General features: G+C 63.8%; 10 protein-coding genes. 2 read left to right on the top strand and 8 right to left on the bottom strand.

The genetic code is table 11. The annotated features are described in order from the left end of the window. Nucleotides 1–5 precede the first annotated feature (5 nt). On the bottom strand, nucleotides 6–470 hold the full coding sequence (gene purE, locus SIN04_RS13175) for a 5-(carboxyamino)imidazole ribonucleotide mutase (protein WP_244605978.1): 465 nt from the start codon (nucleotides 468–470) through the stop codon (nucleotides 6–8). A 199-nt stretch (nucleotides 471–669) separates the two neighbouring features. On the opposite strand from purE, the gene SIN04_RS13180 reads away from it, so the two are divergent. Together SIN04_RS13180 and SIN04_RS13185 are read left to right on the top strand one after the other, a co-directional pair. Then, nucleotides 670–1,362: a glutathione S-transferase family protein gene (locus SIN04_RS13180; protein ID WP_134489876.1), complete on the top strand. Its 693-nt coding sequence runs from the start codon at nucleotides 670–672 to the stop codon at nucleotides 1,360–1,362. A 161-nt stretch (nucleotides 1,363–1,523) separates the two neighbouring features. Further along, a complete protein-coding gene (locus SIN04_RS13185) occupies nucleotides 1,524–2,102 on the top strand; it encodes a L,D-transpeptidase (RefSeq protein ID WP_134489878.1) in 579 nt (192 codons plus the stop codon). 269 nt (nucleotides 2,103–2,371) lie between these two features. Here the strand turns inward: SIN04_RS13185 and SIN04_RS13190 are convergent, their stop codons facing one another. From SIN04_RS13190 to rimP, 7 genes are all read right to left on the bottom strand, one after another. Further along, nucleotides 2,372–5,425 carry a tetratricopeptide repeat protein gene (locus tag SIN04_RS13190; protein ID WP_134489880.1) on the bottom strand — a complete coding sequence of 1,018 codons (3,054 nt, stop codon included), beginning with the start codon at nucleotides 5,423–5,425 and terminating at the stop codon, nucleotides 2,372–2,374. 109 nt (nucleotides 5,426–5,534) lie between these two features. Further along, nucleotides 5,535–6,437 (bottom strand): tRNA pseudouridine(55) synthase TruB, encoded by a 903-nt coding sequence (truB, locus tag SIN04_RS13195; protein WP_341263962.1) that lies wholly within the window; start codon nucleotides 6,435–6,437, stop codon nucleotides 5,535–5,537. After that, nucleotides 6,434–6,832, bottom strand: a complete 399-nt coding sequence (gene rbfA, locus SIN04_RS13200) for a 30S ribosome-binding factor RbfA (protein ID WP_244605979.1) — start codon at nucleotides 6,830–6,832, stop codon at nucleotides 6,434–6,436. The genes truB and rbfA overlap by 4 nt, the downstream gene beginning before the upstream one ends. Before the next feature lie 263 nt (nucleotides 6,833–7,095). Continuing rightward, nucleotides 7,096–9,774 carry a translation initiation factor IF-2 gene (gene infB / locus SIN04_RS13205; RefSeq protein ID WP_341263963.1) on the bottom strand — a complete coding sequence of 893 codons (2,679 nt, stop codon included), beginning with the start codon at nucleotides 9,772–9,774 and terminating at the stop codon, nucleotides 7,096–7,098. Between the two features lie 316 nt (nucleotides 9,775–10,090). Further along, nucleotides 10,091–10,756 (bottom strand): RNA-binding protein, encoded by a 666-nt coding sequence (locus SIN04_RS13210; protein WP_134489886.1) that lies wholly within the window; start codon nucleotides 10,754–10,756, stop codon nucleotides 10,091–10,093. 48 nt (nucleotides 10,757–10,804) lie between these two features. Then, the gene (gene nusA, locus SIN04_RS13215; protein ID WP_134489888.1) at nucleotides 10,805–12,424 is read right to left on the bottom strand and encodes a transcription termination factor NusA; all 1,620 of its coding nucleotides are present in this window, start codon (nucleotides 12,422–12,424) and stop codon (nucleotides 10,805–10,807) included. Nucleotides 12,425–12,434: 10 nt separating this feature from the next. Further along, the gene (gene rimP / locus SIN04_RS13220; protein ID WP_244605800.1) at nucleotides 12,435–13,205 is read right to left on the bottom strand and encodes a ribosome maturation factor RimP; all 771 of its coding nucleotides are present in this window, start codon (nucleotides 13,203–13,205) and stop codon (nucleotides 12,435–12,437) included. Nucleotides 13,206–13,257 lie beyond the last annotated feature (52 nt).

The raw sequence follows: 13,257 nt of genomic DNA on the forward strand, positions 1-13,257 counted from the left end.
GCCGCTCAGCCTTCGCGCACGGGCTCGACGGCCACCGCTTGTGTTTGCGCCTCCCGCCAGGCGAAGAGACGCGCGTCGAGGGCCGCGTCGGTCAAAGCAAGAATCGCCGCCGCAAGAAGCGCCGCGTTGATCGCGCCGGCGCGGCCGATCGCGAGGGCGCCGACGGGAACGCCAGCGGGCATCTGGACGATCGACAGGAGCGAATCTTGTCCGTGCAGCGCCTTGGTCTCGATGGGAACGCCGAGCACCGGAAGCGCCGTCAAAGACGCCGTCATGCCGGGCAGATGAGCCGCGCCGCCGGCCCCCGCGACGATGACCTTGAAACCAGCCGCCTTCGCGCCCTTGGCGAACTCGTAGAGGCGGTCGGGCGTCCGGTGAGCCGACACGATCCTGGTCTCGAAACCGACCTCGAGCTCGTCCAGCATGGCGGCGGCGTGGCGCATCGTCTCCCAATCGGACTGGCTGCCCATGATAATGGCGACGGGTTTTTGGGGAGCGGACAAAAGCGGCCTAAAGTCTTTGAATTTCGGCGAAGGGAGCGGCATAGACCAAGCGAAGGCGGCGCGCAAGGCTGTGCCACGGAGGCTGCGCCTTGAGCCGCGCGATCCCGTCCGAGCGCCGCGGGGGCGCTTAAGCGGCAGGCGATAGAAGGCTGCAAAGGCGAAAAGCATGTTGACGCTGTTTTCATACCCGGAACTGTTCGGCGTCGCCGATAATAATCCCTACGGGCTCAAGGTCTTCGCATTCCTGAAGCTCTGCAAACTGCCTTTCCGGCACGAGCATATTTTCGACGCGAGATCCGCCCCGCGCGGGCAGTTGCCCTATATCGACGACGATGGCGAGATCATCGGCGACAGCGACGCGATCATCGCGCATCTCATTAATCGACATCATCTCATGATCGACAGCGCCCTGTCCGCGCCGCAGCGCGATATCGACCTCATGCTCAGACGAACGCTCGACGACCTCTATTGGGTGATGTCCTACTCGCGCTGGCGCGACGAGCGGTATTGGCCCCTGTTTAGACATCAAATCCTGAAGACGCACGAGGGGGTGACGGCGCAGAGCCTCGAAGAGGCGCGAGACTATAATTTCCAGCGCTATTACTATCAGGGGATCGGCCGTTATGATCGCGAGGAGGCCTACGCCCGTGGCCTCGCCGACCTCGAGGCGCTGGCGCATCTCGTCCCCGACGACGGTTTTCTGTTCGGCGCGCAGCCCAGCAGTATCGACGCCAGCATCTACGGCTTCATCGCCAACATGATTTTCTTCGACATCGACACGCCGCTCAAGGCTTTCGTCTCGGCGCAGGCAAACCTCCTGCGTCATTGCGAGGCCATTCACGCGGCCGTGTCGAGGTAGTTGCGCGCGCACAACATCGCCGCACAAACCTGACCGGCGCTGAACAAACTTGGGCCGGCTCCGCGCCGCCACCCGCGCCGTGCCCAACTTTAGCCTCAAACCGCGGCAGGAGTAGCGCTCCGCCGCGTTCGCTCCGACGCGCAGACGATCAAAGGACAATAATGGCTCTCCGTTTTACCCGCGCCTTGCTGTTTGCCGTCATCTTGTGCGGATCTCCGGCTTGGGCCCTCGATAACCCGCTCGGCGGTTTACTCACGCAGGGACCGATCGCGGATTTTCTCAATGTTTTTCAGCAACCGGCCATCCCGCGCCGGGTCGTCTCCTGGGACGGCGGCCAGCCTCCGGGAACGGTCGTCGTCTCGACAAGCGAGCGCCGCCTCTACTATGTCCTTCCGAACGGGCAAGCGATTCAATATGGCGTCGGCGTTGGCCGCGAGGGCTTTGCGTGGTCCGGCACGAAGAAAGTCACAATGATACGCGACTGGCCGGGCTGGACTCCCCCTCCACAAATGCTCAAGCGCCGGCCCGATCTGCCGCGCCACATGCCGGGCGGGATCGACAATCCGCTCGGAGCGCGGGCGATCTATCTCGGCTCGAGCTTCTATCGCATTCATGGGTCGAACGAGCCGGACACAATCGGCGCCGCCGTGTCGTCAGGCTGCATCCGCATGACCAACAGGGATGTCGTCGATCTCGCCGATCGAGTCAAAGTCGGCACGAAAGTGATCGTGCTTCGTTAGAGAACGATGCCGAAAAGCGGGACCGGTTTTCGGGCGACGTCATGCTCCAACTTATTGGTTGAACGACGCATTCAGGAGCTGGATGGAATCGCGGCGCGATTCCATCAGCGCCATCCGGCTCCGGGCGTTGCGGCCCCAGGCGGATTCGAGGAGGCGCTTTGCCTCTTCTCGCCATGCGGAGCGAAAAAGGCTCCGGCAGCGCGCGAAAACGCCGGAAGACTATTAGGCTCTTTCGCCTTCCGCCGATTTGCGAACTCCGCTCGCGCGGCTCAGCCGCTCTTGACCGCGACGACTTCCATGCACACCCGATAACGCTCGCTGACGCCATATTCCACAGGCTGAAATCCATGCTCCTCCAAAAGCGCGTAGAGGCGCTTGCGGGTAAAGTTGTGGTAGTGCTCGATCTCGCCCCAGTAGGGGTTCACCTTGTTGGCGTGGAGCAGGCGCCAGACCATATTGTCCGCGTTCGGCATGGAGAGAAACAGCGCGCCGCCTGGGCGCAGCAGCGCGCGCGCGGCGAGGAGCCCGGCCTTTGGAAAAGCCATATGCTCAAGTACGTCGGCCATGCTGACGACGCTGTAGCGCTGCTCGTGATCGAGTTCCTCGATCGACGCGCAGTGCGCCTCATAGCCAAGCGTCCTCAGCGCCGCGACATTCTCTTTGCGCAGATCAAGTCCAACCGGCGTAAAGCCCCATTCCTCCGCCGTGAACAGAAGCGAGCCGTTGCCAAAGCCGACATCGAGCCAACGGCCTGTCGCGGCGCGCCTTGCGACGCGCTCGACCATGCGGGCGGAAACTGGGCGCTGGCGCTCCATGTCATTGCCGACAATCTGATTTTGATGCGTTTTGGAGAAGATCACCTCCGCCGCTGCGGCGTCGAAGTACCCTTCCGTGAAGACATGCCCGCAGCCTTTGCACTCATGCCAGTTGATCACCGGCGGCAACGCCGGCTGGTAGAGGGCGTGTTTGGTGCAGTCGGCGCCGAGAATGGCTGGTATGTCGCCGCCGCCGCAAAGCGGGCACGCGCGGTAGCGAACCCTTTGGATCGAGGGCGCGGGCGGCGCCGTTTCGCCGACATCCGTTACCGCGAAAGCGCGCGGCGCGCCCCCGTCGCGATGATTCTCCCACATCTGCGTCAGGGCGGCCTCGAAATGCCGCGCATAGCGCGCGCTGTCGAACAGAGGCGAAGCCAGTCTCGCGCCGAGCAGCTTGTGGCGAAGACCCTGCAGGAGGCGCGGATCGCCGCAGGACAGCTTTCCCGCCAGCGCTTCATAGTCGTCAAGAGACGCCGTGATGAGTTCGGGCAGGCCGACGGCATGTAAAAGACTGCCCGCGACGCGACCAGCGAATGTGTCGCCCGCGCATGTCAAAACCGGCAGCCCCGCCCAGAGCGCGTCGCTCGCCGTCGTATGCGCGTTATATGGAAGCGTATCGAGAAAAAGATCGGCGAGACGGTGCCTTGCAAGATGCTCGGGCGAAGGAATACGCGGCGCGAAGACCAGCCGGTCGGGGTCAACGCCGCGCTGGCTCGCTTGCCGGCGCAGATTCTCTTTGACCAGCGCATTTGCTTCGAGCAGCCAAAGAACGCTGCCAGGGGCCGCGCGAAGAAGACGCATCCATATATCGAAGAAAGCCGGCGTCAGCTTGTAGCTGTTGTTGAATGAGCAGAAGACGAAGCCGCGCTCGGGAAGTCCGCATTGCGCACGCGTCGGCGTCACGTCGGCGATGAGGCGGCGCGTGTCATTCGGCTGATAGCAATGCGGCAGCTGGACGATTTTTTCGACGAAGGCGCTTTGCTGATCCATCGGAAGGACGAACGGATCGGCGATAATGTAATCGATGAAGTCGGCCCCCATCGTGCCCGGAAAGCCGATGAAGCTCGCCTGCACGGGCGCTGGCCGCCGCGCCGGAATTCCCGTTCGCGCGCCGGAGGTATAGCCCTTCATGTCGATCAGAATGTCGATCCCGTCGGCATGAATGCGGCGCGCCGCCTCGTCGTCTGAGAGAGCGCGCAGGTCGACGAAATGATCGAACGCCTTTCTGAGGCGCGCGCCGATCTCGCTGTGATCGTCCGGACCATGTGAATAGGCCGTGATCTCGAATCGCGCGCGGTCGTGCAGTTCGAAGAGTTCGGCGACGAGAATGGCGGTGGCGTGACGGCAAAAATCATTGGACAGATAGCCGATCCGCAGCTTGCGCGCGGAGGCCTCCGCCCGCCTCGGGGCGAAATCGGGCGGCTGGATTGCAAATCCTGCGGCCGCGGCGCGTGCGACGCGCAACTGCAGCGCGGGACTCGTCGCCATGCTGAGGATCGAGAAAGGATGCGGCGCCGAGCTTCCGGACTCCATGAATTTCAGCAGCTCAGCCTCTTCCGCTTCAATCCCGTCCCAGTCGCAGATGGCGCGGCGCTTGTGATGCAGCCAGATGCGGATATCGACGAGTTGAGGATCGATCTCCACGGCGACGCGAAAACTGGCGATCGCTTCCGGCAGCCGGCCGAGCGCCTCCAAAGCCGCGCCCTTGTTGGCGTGAGCGTCCGCCATCGTCGGACGTAAAAGAATGGCTTGCGAATAGGCTTCGATCGCATCGTCAAACGCGCTCTGGCTCTGCAGCGCGTTGCCGAGATTGACGTAGACCTCGGCGAAATTGGGCCGCAGCGCGACGGCGCGTTGATAGGCCGCGATCGCCCGCCCCGGCTGGCGCAGCTCCTTCAGAATATTGCCAAGGCTGAAATAAGGTTCGGGAGCATCCGGACGATGCGCGATGATCTCCTCGCAGACGGCAATCGCTTCTTCCTGCCGCCCGAGCTTACGCAGGATGTTGGCGGCGTTGGCGTAGGCCTGGACGAAGCCGGGATTGAGCGATCCCGCCCGGCGGTAGGCGGTCAGCGCGTCAACGAGGCGCCCCTGATCCTCGAGGACATTGCCGAGATTGGAATGGGCCTGCGCGAAATCAGGCTGCAAGGCGATCGCCCGGTCGATCGCCGCGATCGCCGCATCGGTGCGCCCAAGGGCGCGATAAATTGCGCCAAGATTGGATAATGCTTCGACATAATCAGGCTTCGACGCGATCGCGCGCGAAACAAGCTCCGCGGCGGCCTCATGATTGCCCCGATGATGCGCGATCAGCCCGAGATGATGGAGGCAGACGCACTGGTCCGGCTCGACCGCGAGGATCTTGGCGTAGATCTCCTCGGCCGCCCGGTGACGTCCGGCGCGAAAATATTCCAGCGCCAGCGTCAGGGATTGATCGGCTGGGACCGGCCAAAGTTCGTCTTCGCCCCGCCCCGCCGCTGATTTGCGTTCGCCCTCTGTTGCTGCCATCGCCCCGCGCCGCTCTGTTCGCTAATGAGCGCAAGACTAGGGCGCAGGGCTTGCCCCAAGCGTGCGCTTGGAAAAACGCAGGGCGGGCGCGACCGGCTCGACGATGGTCCTAAAAGGGCAGGTTGAAAACTCGTCCTGGCACCAGCTCGCCCTTTTCGACAGCGCCGACGGCAATGACGACGCCGCCGCAGGCCGCATAGGCGGAGCCGTCCATCGGCGCATCGGCGCCGCGGAGCAAAATCGATTGCCCGCGACGAAGCTTGGCGGCCGCATCGCGATCGACGATGACTCGCGGCAATTCCATTAGCCCCGCCTCGACGCGGCGCATCGCCTGCGCCTCGACGCCGCTCTCCTCGAGATCGCTCAAGGCGATCGCGTCCGCCTCGGTGAACGGGCCGACTCGGGTCCGGCGTAATGCGGTGACGTGACCGAAACAGCCCAGCAGCCGGCCGAGATCGCGGGCGATGGCGCGCACATAGGTGCCCTTGCCGCAGCGCGCCTCGAAAACGGCCTCGTCCTCATCGGCGCTGACGAGATCCAGCGCATGGATCGTGACTGGCCGGGCCACGAGCTGGGGCGTTTCGCCATCGCGGGCGAGGTCATAGGCGCGTTCGCCGTTGATCTTGATCGCGGAAAAGGCCGGCGGCGTCTGCTCGATCGTGCCGATGAATTGCGGCAGTCTCGCAAGAATCTCCGCCCGCTCCGGCCGCAGCTCCGATTGCGCGACGATTTTGCCGTCGGAATCGTCCGTATCCGTTTCGGCGCCAAACCGCACGGTGAAACGATAAGCCTTCTCACCGTCCTGCACGAAAGGGACGGTCTTCGTCGCCTCGCCGAAAGCGACCGGCAAAATCCCCGACGCCAGCGGATCGAGCGTGCCCGCATGGCCGGCCTTTTTGGCGTTGAAAATGCGTTTCAGCCGGGAGACGGCATGGGTCGAGGTCATGCCGACGGGCTTGTCGAGGATGACCCAGCCATCAATGTCCTTACGCGTGGATCGGGGAGCGCTCATTCGCCCTTATCCGCCGGATGGTCCTCGGGCTCGGCGTCGAGGGCCTGATCGACCAGATCCTGCTTGACCTTCGGCGTATTGAGCAAAGCGTCGATCCTGCCGCTGTGGTCGAAGCTGGGATCGGCTTTGAAGCGGACGTCCGGGGCGAACCTCAGGCTGACGCGCCGGGCGATCTCTCCGCGCAGAAATTTCTTGTGGCGTTCGAGCGCCATCAGCACGTCGGCTGCGCTCTCCCCGCCGAGCGGCATCACATAGACGGTGGCGAGCTTAAGGTCCGGGCTCATGCGCACGTCGGGAATGGTTATCACCTTGCCTTCGAGCGCAGGATCATTGATGTCCGAACGCGTGAGCAGTTCCGACATGGCGTGGCGCACAAGTTCGCCGACGCGCAGCATTCTTTGCGAGGGTTGGGCGCCCTGCTGGTGATGAAGTCTGGACAATTTCTGGAACTCCGACGCCTTCCGGCGTTCATCTACGGGCGTTGCTCTGCCCGGAAAAGCTCATCAGCTCTTCGACAAACCGCGATCCGCTGTTCGTTTCAAGGATCGCCATTGAACCTTCAACGTAATCTGGCGACGATGGAAAAACCGGCTCGGCCGATCATCCAGCGCCGCCAGAGGCGTTACTCTTTGCGGCCTTCGCATCGCTGGCGGCCGCCTTACAGCGAGCGCTGAATCTCCTCGATGCGATAGCATTCGATGACGTCGCCCGCGCGCATGTCCTGGTAGCTCTCGAAAGCCATGCCGCACTCCTGACCGGCGACGACTTCCTTGACCTCGTCCTTGAAGCGCTTGAGCGTCGATAGCTTGCCTTCGTGCACGACCACATTGTCGCGGATGAGCCGGACATTGGCGCCGCGCTGCACGGTTCCATCCGTGACCCGGCAGCCGGCCACCTTGCCGACTTTCGAAATATTGAAAACCTCGAGTATTTCCGCGTTGCCAAGCATTTCCTCGCGCAAAGTGGGCGCGAGAAGGCCGGACATCGCGGCTTTTACATCATCAACGAGATTATAGATGATGTTGTAGTAGCGGATTTCCAGACCTGACTGTTCGGCCAGCTGGCGCCCTTCCTTATGGGCGCGAACGTTGAAGCCGATCAGCGCCGCTCCCGAAGCCTCGGCCAAAGTGACGTCGGATTCGGTGATGCCGCCGACGCCCGCGTGAATGACGCGCGCCGCGACTTCATCCGTGTTGAGCTTCTCGAGCGTTGCGATAATCGCCTCGACCGAACCCTGGACGTCGCCTTTGATGACGAGCGGGAACTCCTTGCGCCCCGCCGTCTTCAGCTGGCTCATCATGTCGGCGAGCGAACCGCGCGCCAGATTGCCCCGCGCCGCGGCCTGCTCGCGCTTCTGGCGGTCGCGATATTCGGCGATTTCGCGGGCTCTTGCTTCATTCTCCACCACGGCGACGCGATCACCGGCCTCGGGCGAACCCGAGAAGCCCAGAACCTCGACCGGCATCGACGGACCGGCCTCGTGCCGCGCCTCGCCCTTGTCGTCGAGCAGGGCGCGCACCTTGCCCCATTGCGAACCGCCGACGATGAGGTCTCCGACCCGCAGCGTGCCGCGCTGCACCAGCACGGTCGCAACGGGACCGCGGCCCTTGTCGAGCCGCGCCTCGATGACAGTTCCTTCGGCGGGACGATCGGGGTTCGCCTTGAGGTCGAGCAGTTCGGCCTGCAGGGCGATGAGGTCGACGAGCTTGTCGAGATTGATCTTCTTCGTCGCCGAAACCTCGACCTCGAGCGTGTCGCCGCCGAGCGATTCGACCTGCACTTCATACTGCAGCAATTCGCTGCGCACTCGCTCGGGCTTGGCGTCCGGCTTGTCGATCTTGTTGATCGCCACGATGATCGGCACATTCGCGGCGCGGGCGTGGGCGATGGCTTCAGCCGTCTGCGGCATCACGCCATCATCGGCGGCGACGACCAGCACGACGATATCGGTGACCTTGGCGCCGCGCGCGCGCATCGCCGTGAAGGCGGCGTGGCCGGGCGTGTCGATGAAGGTCACTGGCAGTCCGTTGGACGCGACGATCTGATAGGCGCCGATGTGCTGCGTAATGCCGCCCGCCTCGCCCGAAACGACATTGGCGTGGCGCATCGCATCGAGCAGCGAGGTCTTGCCGTGATCGACATGGCCCATGATCGTGACGACCGGCGGGCGCGGAACCTGATGTCCGTCGGCGTCCGGCGTATCGAACAGGCCTTCTTCCACGTCGGATTCGGCGACACGTTTGACCGTGTGGCCGAGTTCCTCGGCGATCAGCTGCGCCGTATCGGCGTCGATCACATCGGTGATCTTCGCCATCTGGCCCTGCTTCATCATCAGCTTGATGACGTCGACAGCGCGCTCCGACATGCGGTTGGCGAGTTCCTGGATGGTGATCGTCTCAGGCAGGACGACTTCGCGCGCCAGCTTTTCCTTGGTCTCGCTGACATGGCCCTTCAGCCGCTGGGTGCGGCGGCGGAAGGCCGCGATCGAGCGCGTGCGCTCTTCTTCGTCCCCCGTCGCGCTGGCGACAGTGAGACGGCCGCGGCTCTTTTGCTCGGCGCCCTTGACCGGGCGAGCGACGATGACCTTCGTCGGCATGCCCGGACGGCGGATGATGCGTTTGGCCTCGTCTTCCTCGGCCGACGCGGGGCGGGCGACGGCGGCGAGGCCGGCCGGTCCTGGCTGAGCCTGCGCGGCCGGCGCGCCCGCCGGCGTGGTTGAGGCTGGCGCCGAGACGGGGGCCGGCGCTTTGCGCGGCGCCCCGCCCGTTGGAGCCGGCGCGGGTTCGCCACCGGCGAGGCGCCGCTTGGCTTCCTGTTCCGACCTGCGCTTCGATTCCGCCTCGAGAACGCGGCGCGCTTCCTCCTCGCGCTTGCGCGCTTCGGCGGCGGCGCGCTCCTCGCGTTCGCGCGCCTCGCGCTCCTCACGGGCCTTGGCTTCGATTTCAGCGCGCTTGCGCTCTTCGATCTCGCGTTCATGCGCCCCCGACAGAGCGCGGGAGCGCGCCTCGCGCTCCTCCTCCGTCAGCGACCGCAGGATGACGCCGGACGACGAGCGCGGCGGCCCGCCCTGCGGACGCTGCGGCTTCTGTTGCTGTTGCGGACGCGGCGGCTGCGGCGCGACGGCGGGCTGAGCCGGCTCCGGCGCGGCGCTCTCGCGCAGCGGGTGCGGCTCGCTTCCCAGCGCGCGGCGCTTTACCTTCTCGACGACGACCGCCTTGCTGCGACCATGCGAAAAGCTCTGGCGCACAATGCCAGCCTCGACCGGACGCTTCAGCGACAGCGTCTTGGTCGGGGAAACGCTCAGCGTATGGTCACCAGGGTTCTTCGTTTCACTCATCAGTCTTGCGTTCCCGGGCTCGCGCCCATTCGAAATTCAATAAGCCGGCAGCGCCGGCCGTCGAGACCATGAAGGCTCCGCACTGGCGGAGTTCACGGCCGCTATTTTCCCGCTTCAATTCTCGATCCATTCGAAAGATCAGCCATCTTTCGGATGGATCGCGCCGCACTCGCTTCAGACTGCGAACCAGATGAACCGGCCCCTTGCCGGATCATGCTCCCATCGGCAGGCAAACGGCGCTCGCCCGACGACGCAACAGCCCCAGTTCAATTCGCAAAACCTTTCCATGCCGCCCGCGGCACGAAAACCTTCCGCCTCAATCGCTATCTTCTTCCAAACCCAAATCCGCCGGCCGCGGCTCCAGCGCCGCCGGACGATACATCTCCAACCGGCGGCAACGTGCGAGAAAGGCCTCGCTCGCGGATCCCGACAGTAAAGCTGCATGTATCACATTAGCCCGCCCTAACGCCAAATCCAATTGATCTGAACGAAAGAGTGCGATGCGCGGCCTTACAGCTCCCTCTCCGAAACGCCGCCGCAGACTCTGCCCCAGCTTGCGCGCCCCGTCGGCTCCGCCATCCGCCGCGTGGACCAATCCCGCGATGGAGCCGCCCGTGATCGCTTCCTCGACCTTGCCAAACCCCGCTACGATCTGCCCCGCTTTATTGGCGATCGACAGCGCCTGCAAGCAATCTCGCGTCAGCAAAGCCTCGATCTCCGCCGGCAAATCTTCAGACGCGAGCACCTTCTTTTTGAAGCCGCGCGCGAAAGCTTGCCTTTTCACTGCTTCCGCGACCCGAAGCTCGCTGGCTGTAACCCATACGCCGCGCCCGGGCAATTTCTGCCTGATGTCCGGAACGACGACATCGCCCGGGCCGACGACAAATCGAATCATGTCCCCCGGCGGACCCTTCGTCCGCGTGACGATGCAGGTTCGCTCCGGTCCCGTCTCGCTATCGCTCGGTTCGACTTCCGCCAGCATCCATGCTCCAAATCGCCGCCCGCGCACAAAACCCAAGGCTACCAGAGGTCAGTGCGTGATCTCGCCGTCTTCTTGTTCTTCCGGCGCTTGCTCCGCCGCCGGCTCCGGCTCGGGCTCGGGCGCCGCCTCGATCCATCCGGCGTGCACGCGCGCCGTCATGATCATCGTCTCGGCCTCCTCCCGGCTGAGTTCGAAACCATCGAGATAGCCGGCGTGCTTCACGCTCTCGCCGTCCTTGCGCTCGGTCCAGCCAATGAGGTCGTCCGTGGCGCAGCCGGCGAGGTCTTCGACGGTCTTGATGTCGTTTTCGCCGAACTTCACCAGCATCGCCGTGGTGACGCCGGCGACCTCCCTCAGCTCGTCGGAGACCCCAAGTTCGATACGCCGCGCATCCTGCTCGGCTTCGATCCTTGCGAGGTAATCATGCGCCCGCGCCTGAATTTCGGAGGCGGTGTCTTCGTCAAATCCCTCGATTGTCGCAAGCTCGGCGGGTTCGACAAAGGCCAGTTCCTCGACGGAGCGGAACCCCTCGGAGGCGAGCAATTGCCCAACAACCTCATCGACGTCGAGCGCCTTCATGAAGATATTGGTGCGCTCGATGAATTCCTTCTGCCGGCGCTCCGATTCCTCGGCTTCGGTGAGAATATCGATATCCCATCCGGTCAACTGCGAGGCAAGCCTGACATTCTGGCCGCGCCGTCCGATCGCTAATGATAATTGGTCATCGGGCACGACAACTTCAATACGCGCGGAATCCTCGTCGAGCACCACCTTGACGACTTCGGCCGGCTGCAGCGCATTGACGATGAAGGTCGCGGCGTCAGGCGACCACGGGATGATGTCGATCTTTTCGCCCTGCAGTTCATTGACGACGGCCTGCACGCGCGAGCCGCGCATGCCGACGCAGGCGCCGACCGGATCAATCGAGGCGTCGCGCGAAATCACCGCGATCTTGGCGCGCGAACCCGGATCGCGCGCAACCGATTTCACCTGAATAATATTGTCGTAGATTTCCGGCACTTCCTGCTGAAACAGCTTGGCCATGAACTGCGGATGCGTGCGCGACAGGAAAATCTGCGGTCCCCGCTGCTCGCGGCGCACGTCATAGACATAGGCTCTCGCGCGATCGCCAGGGCGGAACATCTCGCGCGGGATCATCTCGTCGCGGCGGATGGTGGCTTCGCCGCGGCCAAGATCAATGATCACATTGCCATATTCGACGCGCTTGACGACGCCGTTGACGATATCGCCGATGCGATCCTTATATTCCTGATACTGCCGGTCGCGCTCCGCCTCGCGCACCTTCTGAACGATGACCTGTTTCGCCGACTGGGCGGCAATGCGGCCGAAATCGAAGGGCGGCAGCGTCTCGGCGATCCAGTCGCCGACCTGCGCGGCCGGATTCTTCTTGCGCGCTTCCGCGAGGGTAATGTGGATCGCGTCATTTTCGATCTGGTCGACGACGAGCAGAAGCCGGGAAAAGCGAATTTCGCCGGTCTTCGGATTGATTTCGGCGCGAACCTCGGTCTCCTGCCCATAACGCGAACGCGCCGCCTTCTGGATCGCATCCTCCATCGAGGTCAGAACGATCTGCCGGTCGATCGACTTTTCGCGCGCGACGGCGTCGGCGATCTGCAAAAGTTCGAGCCTGTTGGCGCTAACGGCCATCTTGCATCTCCTATTTCGGCATTGGGCGCGGAGGCGAAGGGCGCGCGCCCGCCTGCGGTTTTCCCGATTTGGCTTGTTTGAATTTGGATCTGACGCCCGCCGGCAGAAGCGGCTTGGCTTTCGCGGCGCTGTTACGCGCGGCGAAGCGGCCTGGCCCGCGCTGCGGCAGCGGCGCTCCGGCGTCCTCTTCCGCGTCCTCATCCTCCGTTTCGGATGGGCCGTCTTCCGCCAGCGCCGCCTTCGCCGCGCGCAAGGATTCTCGGATCAGGGCCTCCGTCAGCACGAGCTTGGCTTCGGCGACGTCGCGCAGCGGCAATATCGCCTCAACATCCTCGCCGGGCTTCGCGTCATTGCGCATAAGCTTGACCGACGCTTCGACCCCATCGCCATGGACCTCGGCGATCACGCCGCGGAAACGCTTGCGGCCCTCGACGCCAACGCGCAGTTCGATGCGCGCCTCCTGCCCCACAGCACGCCGCACATCGGAGGCCCGCACCAAGGGCCGATCGATCCCAGGAGATGAAATTTCAAGCCGATAGGCCTGACTGACAACATCCTCGACATCGAGAACCGGCGATAGAGCCGCGCTGACCGTCTCGCAATCATTGACGGTCATTGATCCGTCGGGCCGCTCCGCCATGATCTGCACAGTCATGCCGTCCTGCGCCGAGAGCTTGACCCGGACGAGACGATAGCCAAGGTCAGTGAGCACGGGCTGCGCCACATGGGCGATCCGCGCGGCGGCGCCGGTTTCCAGGACGAAGCGAGCCTCATCCAGCAAAGTCCGCGGCTCTTCCTGCAAATTCGTGCTTTGATCCAAACTCTATCGATTC

It is taken from the genome of Methylocella tundrae (assembly GCF_038024855.1).
Classification (GTDB): Bacteria; Pseudomonadota; Alphaproteobacteria; order Rhizobiales; family Beijerinckiaceae; genus Methylocapsa; species Methylocapsa tundrae.

Bases quoted from the DNA above. Each gene is read 5' to 3' on its own strand.
- SIN04_RS13185 (WP_134489878.1), top strand. From the start codon at position 1,524: ATGGCTCTCCGTTTTACCCGCGCCTTGCTGTTTGCCGTCATCTTGTGC.
- infB (WP_341263963.1), bottom strand. From the start codon at position 9,774: ATGAGTGAAACGAAGAACCCTGGTGACCATACGCTGAGCGTTTCCCCG.
- purE (WP_244605978.1), bottom strand. From the start codon at position 470: ATGGGCAGCCAGTCCGATTGGGAGACGATGCGCCACGCCGCCGCCATG.
- SIN04_RS13180 (WP_134489876.1), top strand. From the start codon at position 670: ATGTTGACGCTGTTTTCATACCCGGAACTGTTCGGCGTCGCCGATAAT.
- truB (WP_341263962.1), bottom strand. From the start codon at position 6,437: ATGAGCGCTCCCCGATCCACGCGTAAGGACATTGATGGCTGGGTCATC.
- nusA (WP_134489888.1), bottom strand. From the start codon at position 12,424: ATGGCCGTTAGCGCCAACAGGCTCGAACTTTTGCAGATCGCCGACGCC.
- SIN04_RS13210 (WP_134489886.1), bottom strand. From the start codon at position 10,756: ATGCTGGCGGAAGTCGAACCGAGCGATAGCGAGACGGGACCGGAGCGA.
- SIN04_RS13190 (WP_134489880.1), bottom strand. From the start codon at position 5,425: ATGGCAGCAACAGAGGGCGAACGCAAATCAGCGGCGGGGCGGGGCGAA.
- rbfA (WP_244605979.1), bottom strand. From the start codon at position 6,832: ATGCTGCGCGTCGGCGAACTTGTGCGCCACGCCATGTCGGAACTGCTC.